The organism is Spirillospora sp. NPDC029432, from assembly GCF_040703975.1.
Classification (GTDB): Bacteria; Actinomycetota; Actinomycetes; order Streptosporangiales; family Streptosporangiaceae; genus Spirillospora.
Map to the genome: position 1 here is coordinate 1 of NZ_JBEZWH010000133.1, position 8,448 is coordinate 8,448.

Annotated in this window: 7 protein-coding genes; 4 read left to right on the forward strand and 3 right to left on the reverse strand. The window is 76.3% G+C overall.

Annotated features, from left to right (window positions below):
• The 3 genes from AB0881_RS41275 to AB0881_RS41285 form a co-directional block, all read right to left on the reverse strand.
• Positions 1-2,596: DUF3488 and transglutaminase-like domain-containing protein (locus AB0881_RS41275; protein WP_366626360.1), on the reverse strand; the 2,596-nt coding region annotated here is incomplete at its 3' end.
• Positions 2,597-2,604: 8 nt separating this feature from the next.
• Positions 2,605-3,945: a DUF58 domain-containing protein gene (locus AB0881_RS41280; protein WP_366626361.1), complete on the reverse strand. Its 1,341-nt coding sequence runs from the start codon at positions 3,943-3,945 to the stop codon at positions 2,605-2,607.
• Between the two features lie 65 nt (positions 3,946-4,010).
• Positions 4,011-4,979 (reverse strand): MoxR family ATPase, encoded by a 969-nt coding sequence (locus tag AB0881_RS41285; RefSeq protein ID WP_366626365.1) that lies wholly within the window; start codon positions 4,977-4,979, stop codon positions 4,011-4,013.
• Between the two features lie 509 nt (positions 4,980-5,488).
• Here AB0881_RS41285 and mraZ point away from each other — a divergent pair.
• The 4 genes from mraZ to AB0881_RS41305 form a co-directional block, all read left to right on the forward strand.
• The gene (mraZ, locus tag AB0881_RS41290) at positions 5,489-5,920 is read left to right on the forward strand and encodes a division/cell wall cluster transcriptional repressor MraZ (RefSeq protein ID WP_366626362.1); all 432 of its coding nucleotides are present in this window, start codon (positions 5,489-5,491) and stop codon (positions 5,918-5,920) included.
• A 272-nt stretch (positions 5,921-6,192) separates the two neighbouring features.
• Complete coding sequence (rsmH, locus tag AB0881_RS41295) at positions 6,193-7,173, forward strand: 16S rRNA (cytosine(1402)-N(4))-methyltransferase RsmH (protein ID WP_366626363.1); 981 nt, start codon at positions 6,193-6,195, stop codon at positions 7,171-7,173.
• Entirely contained in the window at positions 7,170-7,898 is a 729-nt protein-coding gene (locus AB0881_RS41300; RefSeq protein WP_366626364.1) for a hypothetical protein, read from the forward strand. The genes rsmH and AB0881_RS41300 overlap by 4 nt, the downstream gene beginning before the upstream one ends.
• A 492-nt stretch (positions 7,899-8,390) precedes the next feature.
• On the forward strand, positions 8,391-8,448 hold a 58-nt coding region (locus AB0881_RS41305; RefSeq protein WP_366626366.1), incomplete at its 3' end, for a hypothetical protein.

The window sequence follows — 8,448 nt, forward strand, 5'->3', positions numbered from 1 at the left end:
CGGCGACCCGCTCGCGCAGGCCGCCGAACCCGGCCGCGAGCCGGTTCAGCCGTCCGGTCGTCTCGATCGCCCGGCCCCCCGCCGCGCGGAACGCCGCCAGCCCCGACGGCGGCAGGTACCGCGCCTGCAGGCGCGCCCTGCGGCTCACGGCCGCGGCGAATGCCTCCCGCACCGTCCTGACGTCGGCCCGCAGCGCCTCCGCCGGCACCTCCGGGTGCGAGCGCGAGTAGCGGGCCAGCTCCTCGGCCCGCGCGATCCGGACCAGCGCCCCGCTGCTCTCGGCGTCCAGCTCCAGCAGCTCGCCCAGCCGCCGCGCCGCCGCCCGCGGGGTGTCGCTGGCCCGCCACTCCAGCCCGTGGTCGATCGCGTCCGCCCGCATCTCCCGCCACGCCGCGTGCGCCGCGTCCGCGGGATCGCGCCGCGCCTGGCCCCCGTGCCCACCATGCCCACCGGACCCCTCGGGCCCGCCCGCGCCCGCCGCGCCGGCCGTGCCGTCCTGGACGATCACCGCCCAGTGCCGGGGGAGCCTGGCCAGCCAGCGCCGCGGGACGATCCCCGCCCAGCGCGCGGCCGGCCGGTCCGGGGAGCCCGTACCGTGCCCGCCCCGCCGGACGGCCGCCCAGCGCCGCCGCCGGGCCAGCAGCCGCACGATCATCGGGGCGGTCAGGATCAGGAGCACCAGCAGCCCCGCGGCGATCCACCCGGCGGGCGGGCCGCCGTCCTCCTCCTGCTCCAGGTCCGGGACCGCGCCGGCGGGGCCCTGGTCCTGGGGACGCTGGCGGTCGGCCGCCGACGGGCCCGCGCTCGGCCCCTCGGCCGGCGACTCGTCCGCGTTCGGGGCGTCCGGCTCCTGCCCCGCCGGGGTCTCGCCGATGGTCACCGGGTCGGTGTAGCCGGGGATGGTCGCGGTGCCCTGCCCGGCGGCCCCGGCCGGGGTCGGCTCGAACCGCACCCAGCCCGTCCCGGGGAAGTAGAGCTCCGGCCACGCGTGCGCGTCCCGCGAGCGCACCACCCACTCGCCGGGCGTGACCTGCGTGCCGGGCGTGTACCCCATCGCCACCCGCGCCGGGATGCCCAGGATCCGCGCCATCAGCGCCATCGCCGCCGCGTACTGCTCGCAGTAGCCGCGCTTGCTGTGCAGCAGGAAGTCGACCAGGTCGTTGCCGTGCTGGGGCGCCGGGGCCGACAGGTCGTACTGGAACCCGCCCTCCCGGGTGAACCACTTCTGCAGCCGCACCGCCTGCGCGTGCGCCGTCGTGGAGCCCTCGGTGACCTTCTGCGCGAGCTGCCGGATCTCCGCCGGCACGTTGCGCGGGACGGCGGTGTACGGCGTCACGATCTCGCTCGGGTAGGACACCCCGGACGCCAGCCGCTCCGCCGTGGGCTGGGCCTTGACGCTGGTGACCTCGTACGAGCGGCCGCCCGCCGAGTCGCGCAGCGAGTAGATCATCAGCGACGGCGCGTGCACCCGCCAGTCGCCGTCGATCCGCAGCCGGGACGGCGCGTACGGCACCGGCAGGAACGTCATGTTCCGGACCTGCCGGCGGACCCGGACGTTCGTGGTCACCTTCCGGGTGGCGGCCTCGGTCAGCCCCGGCGGGCCGGGCAGCCCGCGGCCCGAGACGCGGTCGCGCGCGGTGCTCTCCAGCGGGCTGTAGGTCCAGCGGTCGCCGTCGAACCGGTCCAGCGCGTACAGCCGCAGGTAGTCCGGCTCCCTGTCGGTGGACCGGTACGAGAGGACGATCGAGTCGTCGGCGTGCGTCAGCTCCCGCTTCAGGCTGACCAGCGGGTCGGGGGTCGTCACGGTCTGGGTGCCGCCCGGGCCGCCGCCGCCCATGTCGAACAGCCCGCGCGGCTGGATCCCGGGCACCGCGACCGGCACCAGCACCGCCACCGCCACCGCCGCGGTCCCGATCCGCCGCCCGCTGGCCGCCAGCGACCCGGAGTCGGGGCGCCGCACCGGGCCGCCGGCCGCCGCGCCCGATCCGCCCGGCGGCGGGACGTCCTCGTTCACCCGCCGGCCGAGCACCACGCGCCCCCACGTCCCGACGTGCTCGCGGGAGTCCGCCACCAGCAGCGCGAGGTAGCCCGCGGCGCCGACGCCGAACGCGAACCAGCCGACGCTCTCCTCGCGCACCGCGGCGGGCACGCTGAACATCGCCAGCAGCGGCAGCCCGGCCGGGGCCGCCTTCCGCAGCCGCACCGCGAGCAGGTCGACGATCGCGGCCACCAGCCCGACGCCCGTGGCCGCCAGCAGGGTGATCCCGGGCACCAGCGGCACCGGCGCCGCGTACCGGTTGGCCGCGTCCCAGCCCGCCCCGTACAGCTCGCCCAGCCGGTCCAGCGACGCCGGCGTGGGCACGATCCCCAGCAGCGCCTCGCCCGGCGCGAAGTGCGCGGTGAGATAGAGGTGCAGGCACGCCAGCCCGCCCAGCGCGCTGACCACCGCCGGGGCGCGGAACCGGCGCACCAGCAGGCCGCCCGCGGCGACCGCGAGCACCGCGCCCAGCCCCGACCAGAACCAGGTGCCGCGGGAGAACAGCGGGTGCAGCCCCGCCGTGCCGGCCAGCGACGCCAGCGCGGCCATGACCGTCATCCGGATCCTCATGAGGCGCCTCTCGCGAAGTCCTCGCCGGACTGGTCGGCGCTCGCCCAGGCGCCGGCCAGCTCGGCCGCCGACCGGACGACCACCACCCGCCAGCCCGCCGCGCGCAGCAGCCTGGCGGTCGGCCCGGCCGCGGCCGGGCCCGACCCGCCGCCGGTCCCGGGCGCGTACTCGTCCGCGGCCTCGTCCTTGTCCTCGTGATGCGGTGGCAGGGCGTTCTCCGGGGGGACGGCGTCGATCAGCACGGCGACATGGGTGGCGTTGCCCCGGCAGGCCGCCGCGACCGCGCGGGCCTCACCGGGACCCAGGATCCCGAACACGGCGACGACCAGCCCGTCCGCCTCGCGCCCGGTCGCGGCCGAGCCGCGCAGCGCGGCCAGGCCCGGGGTCAGCGTGCCGCCGCGGGACGTCCGGGCCACCGCCAGCGCGTCCAGCAGCGCGCCCTCGAAGGCGCCCTCGTACCCGACCGAGCGCGGCACGGCCTCGCCCGCGTCGGTCACCAGCCGCAGGCCCATCCCGGCCCGGCCGAGATGCGCCCCGACCGAGGCGGCCGCCGACACCGCCTGCTCGAACGAGGAGCCGGGGCCCTCGCCCCAGTACCCCGCCCGCCGGGTGTCGAGGAACAGCGTGCCGCTGCTCTGCCAGTGCTGCTCCTCGCGCCGCACCATCAGCTCGCCGCGCCGCGCCGTGGACCGCCAGTGGACCCGGCGCAGGTCGTCGCCGTGCCGGTACTCGCGCGGGGCGATGTCGTCCTCGCCGGCCGAGGCGACCGTGCGGGCCAGGCTGTCGCCGCCGCCCGTCCAGGCGCCGCCCAGCCGGCCCGGCGGCAGCGGCACGATCGCGGGCGTGACCGTCAGGGTGTCGGACAGGCTGAACGACCGGACCAGCTCCACCATCCCGAACGGGTCGGCCAGCCGCACCGTCAGCGGCCCGACGCGGTAGCGGCCCCGCACGTCCGAGCGGATGCGGTAGCTCAGCTCGCGGGTGCCGTGCGGCTCGATCCGGTCCAGGACGAACCGGGCCCGGCCGCCGAGCGCGAACGGCACCTGGTCCTCCACCATCAGCAGCCCGCTGGGGAGCCGGGAGACGTTCTCCAGCCGCAGGTCCACCCGCGACTCGTGCCCGGCGGGCAGCCGCGAGGGGGTGAGCCGGCGCGCGCAGGCGAGCCGGTAGCGGGTGCGCGACACCGCCACCGTGCACAGCAGCGGCAGCACCAGGACCAGCACGCCGGCCCGGAGCAGGTCGCGCTCGCCCAGGACGAACGCGCACACGATGGCGGTCACCCCGGCGGCCACGAAGGACCGCCCGCGGGTCGTCAGGCCGGCCAGCGCTCTTCTCAACGGTCACTTCCCGGAGGCGGTCTCTTCATCTTGCGGTCGTTCCTCGTTCGCTCCCGCGCCGGGCGTCACGCCCGCGGCGAGGGCACCGGCAGCCGGTTCACCAGGTCGGCCACGACGTGCTCGGGACGGCGCCGCTCGACCTGCGCCTCGGCGGTCGGCAGCAGCCGGTGCGCCAGCACGGGCACCGCCAGCTCCTGGACGTCGTCGGGCCGCACGTAGTCGCGCTCGTCCAGCGCCGCGTACGCGCGGGCCGCCCGCACCAGGTGCAGGGTGGCCCGCGGCGAGGCGCCCAGGCGCAGGTCGGGATGGGTCCGGGTGGCCGTGACGAGGTCGACGGCGTACTGCTTGACCTGCTGCGCCACATGCTGGCGCCGGACGACGTCGATCAGCCGCCGGACGTCGCCGGCGTTCGCCACCGGCCGCAGCAGGTCGAGCGGGGAGGACTGCCCGTGCACGTCCAGCATCTCCAGCTCGGCGGCCGGGTCGGGGTAGCCCATCGAGATGCGGGCGGTGAACCGGTCGCGCTGCGCCTCGGGCAGCGGGTAGGTGCCCTCCATCTCCACCGGGTTCTGGGTGGAGATGACCATGAACGGCCGCTCCAGCGGGTAGGTGGTGCCGTCCACCGTGACCTGCCGCTCCTCCATGCACTCCAGCAGCGCGGACTGCGTCTTGGGGGACGCGCGGTTGATCTCGTCGCCCACCACGATGTTGGCGAACACCGGGCCGGGCTTGAACTCGAACTCGCGCAGCTCCTGGTTGTAGGCGCTGACCCCGGTGATGTCGCTGGGCAGCAGGTCCGGGGTGAACTGGACGCGCCGCACCGAGCAGTCGACGGACCGGGCGAGCGCCTTGGCGAGCATCGTCTTGCCGACGCCGGGCACGTCCTCGATCAGCAGGTGCCCCTCGGCGAGCAGCACCGTCAGCGCTAGCCGCACCACCCCGGGCTTGCCCTCGATCACCGACTCGACCGCGTCCCGGATCTTGCCCGCGACCTGGGCCAGCCCGTCGAGCCCCGCGGCGCGGGCCGGGGGCACCCCGGCGCCGGCGGACGCCTCCTTGAACGACTCGCCGTGCGTGCCTACTGCCACCAGCAAACCCTCCTCAGCCGAACGGCCGCGCCCTCGCCACCGGCCCCGCCGGGAGGCCCGTGCCCCCGGGCGGCGCGGGCCTTCCCGGCGACCCGGCGGCGACCCGGTACGGCATCGCCCGCGTCCTGGTCCACGTGCCCCGGCCGTGTGCCTCGTGCCCGGTGCCCTGCTCTTGATGCCAACGACAGTACGTCGTCGGGCGGGGAGTCGCGATGTTCATGTCGAACGGGAGCCCATTGTGATCCACCGCACCGGCTCCCGCGGACGGGCGCGGGGTGGGGCGCGCGCGGGGCCCCTCCCCGCCCCCCACTCCGCACCACCCCATCTGACCTGCGGATTTCCGGCGCGTTACGGCGCCGAAGAGATGTTTTCGTAGTTGACGGTGGGGAAGAGTGGAGTAGAGTGGGGCGCCGTGGGGGAGCAGTGGCGCCCACCGCGGCGCGGGAGGTGGGCCGGTGTTTCTCGGCACCCACTCACCGCGCCTCGACGACAAGGGACGACTGTTCCTGCCGGCGAAGTACCGCGAGGAGCTGTCGGGGGGATTGGTGATCACGAAGGGCCAGGAACGCTGCCTGTACGTCTTCCCCATGGCGGAGTTCCAGCGCATCACCGAGGCGCTCCGGTCCGCGCCGGTCACCGAGAAGGCGGTGCGGGCCTACAGCCGGGTCTTCTTCGCCAGCGCCTCCGACGAGGTCCCCGACAAGCAGGGACGCGTCACGATCCCGCCACCGCTGCGCAAGTACGCGGGGCTCACCCGCGACTGCACCGTGATCGGCGCCAACACGCGCCTGGAGATCTGGGACACCGCGGCCTGGGAGGCCTGGCTCGAGCAGGAGGAGCAGGCCTTCGCCGACGTCTCGGAGGAGGTGTTGCCCGGGATCCTCTGAACATTCACCCGTCGGTCCGATGAAACCGGCACCGGCCCACGTTCGGCCAGGTCTCCAGCCGCTCTCCGGCCAGCTGGCGCAGCTTCCCCGGCGCCAGACGGCGACCCCCCGCGGACACGCGGTGATCTTCCTCACGGGCAGCGGATGGGGACCTGGCCGGGCGAGGCCGCCGGAGGGGGCACCGGCTCCCGCGTGACGAGCGCGGGCGTACGGGATCGGGGCGGCGGTGCCACGCAGTCCGCGAGCGAAGTGGCGCACGAGGGGGTGTAGTCATGGACGGGGGCGACCCTGCGATCGGGTCCGGTCACGTTCCGGTCATGCTCGATCGCGTACGGGAACTCCTGCTTCCCGCCGTCGAGCGGGTGTCCGGCCGCGCGCCGGTGTACCTCGACGGCACCCTCGGGCTCGGCGGCCACGCCGAGGCCATGCTCGACGCCCATCCCGGGCTGCGGCTGATCGGACTGGACCGCGACACGACCGCGCTGGAGCGGTCCGCGCGGCGGCTGGCCCGCTTCGGCGACCGCGTCACGCTGGAGCACGCCGTCTACGACGAGCTTCCCCGGGTCCTCGGCCGGCTCGGCGTCGCGCACGTCGACGCGGCGCTGTTCGACCTCGGAGTGTCCTCCCCGCAGCTGGACGAGGCCGAGCGCGGCTTCGCCTACTCCTACGACGCGCCCCTCGACATGCGCATGGACCGTACGCAGGGCCTCACGGCGGCCGAGGTGGTCAACGGCTACCCGCCCGCCGAGCTGGCCCGCATCCTGCGCGAGTACGGCGAGGAGCGGTTCGCGCAGCGGATCGCGTCCGCCATCGTGCGCGAGCGCGAGCGCGCTCCACTCGACTCCACCAGGCGGCTGGCCGACCTGGTGCGCACCTCGATCCCGGCCGCCACCCGCCGTACCGGGGGCAACCCGGCCAAGCGGACCTTCCAGGCGCTGCGCATCGAGGTGAACGGGGAGCTGGACATCTGGGGCCGGGCCCTGCCCGCCGCCCTCGACGCCCTGCCGGTCGGCGGGCGCGTCGTGGTCCTCTCCTACCACTCCCTCGAGGACCGCATCACCAAGCGGATCCTCACCGCTCAGGCGGCGGACACGACGCCGCCCGAGCTGCCCGTGCCGCTGCCCGAGCACCAGCCGCGCTTCCGGCTGCTCACCCGCGGTGCCGAGCTGCCCACAGAGGCGGAGACCACGACCAATCCACGGGCCGGATCGGTGCGGCTGCGCGCCGCCGAGCGGCTCCGGGAGGCGACATGACGACGACGACACGCCGGCCGACCACGAGCCGCCCGCCGGGCCAGGCGCCCGCGCGCAGGCGCACCGGCGCGGCCGGCACGCCCGCCGCGCCCGCCAAGCCCGCGAAGCCGGCCGAGCCCGCGGCCAGGACGCGGGTCCGGGCGTCCCCGGCGGCCCCGCCCGCCACCAAGCCGACCAAGCAGGCCAAGCCGGACAAGTCGAGGTCGGGCAAGGCGGGCAAGGCGGGCAAGGCGCCGGCCAGGACGGCCGCGCGCACCCGCTCGGCCGCGCGGCGTCCCGCGTCGCCGCCGCGCGCCCCGTTCGTGCTGCTCATCTGCGGGCTGCTGGGCGGCGCGCTGGTGAGCCTGCTGCTGCTCAACACCGTTCTCGCCGAGGACGCCTTCACCATGAGCCGCCTCCAGCAGAGCAACAAGCTGCTCGGGCAGCAGAAGGAGGCGCTCCAGGAGGAGATCGCCCGCGAGGAGGCCCCGGGCAACCTGTCGAAGAAGGCCGAGAGCCTCGGCTACCGGGGCCCGGGCACGCTGCCGTACGTCGACCCGACCTCGCAGCAGGTGATCGGCGGCTCCGGCAAGCCGATGCCGGCCTCCGCCGCGGCGGCCGCCGCGGCCGCGGGCGCGCTGGGGATCCCCGGCGCGGTCCTGCCCGACGACGTGCCCGCCCCGGCCGCCGACCGCGGTGCCGCGGGCACGGGCGCGCAGCAGCCGCGGGAGCGGGGGGCCGGGTGACGCCGCGGCCGGGACGCGGCGCGGCGGGACCGCCACCTGGCCGGAAGCGCGGTGCCCAGGGGAGGGCCTCCCGGGGCCCCGCCGCGGGCGAGGACAAGAGCGGCCCGGGCGCGGCGCGCGCGTCCGGGCGTCAGGCGGGCACCCCATCCCGGCCGCCGGGCGGCACTAGCGCCCGGCGGCCGGCCCGCAACGGCATGGTCCCGCCGCAGCGCAAGACCGGGAAGAACGGCAAGAGCGGGACCGGCGGCAACGGCGGGAACGGCGGGAACGGCGGGAACGGCGGGAACGGCGGGAACGGCGGGAACGGCGAGAAGAAGGAGACCGCCGAGTCCGGCAAGCCGAGCAAGCAGAGCAGGCCGAGCAAGCCGGCCAGGCCGGAGAAGGAGAAGAAGGCGGGCGGGCGCAAGGGCCGCACGCCCTCCGCGTCCGAGCCCGCCGCCCGGAAGGCGCCCGGCAAGCGGCCCGCCGATGATCGTCTATCAGGAGCAGGTCATGGCGATCGCGCAGAAGGTGGCGGGCTACACGCTCGGCAAGGCGGACCTGCTCCGCC

Coding starts and splice junctions, on each gene's coding strand:
- rsmH (WP_366626363.1), top strand. CDS start 6,193: ATGGACGGGGGCGACCCTGCGATCGGGTCCGGTCACGTTCCGGTCATG.
- AB0881_RS41300 (WP_366626364.1), top strand. CDS start 7,170: ATGACGACGACGACACGCCGGCCGACCACGAGCCGCCCGCCGGGCCAG.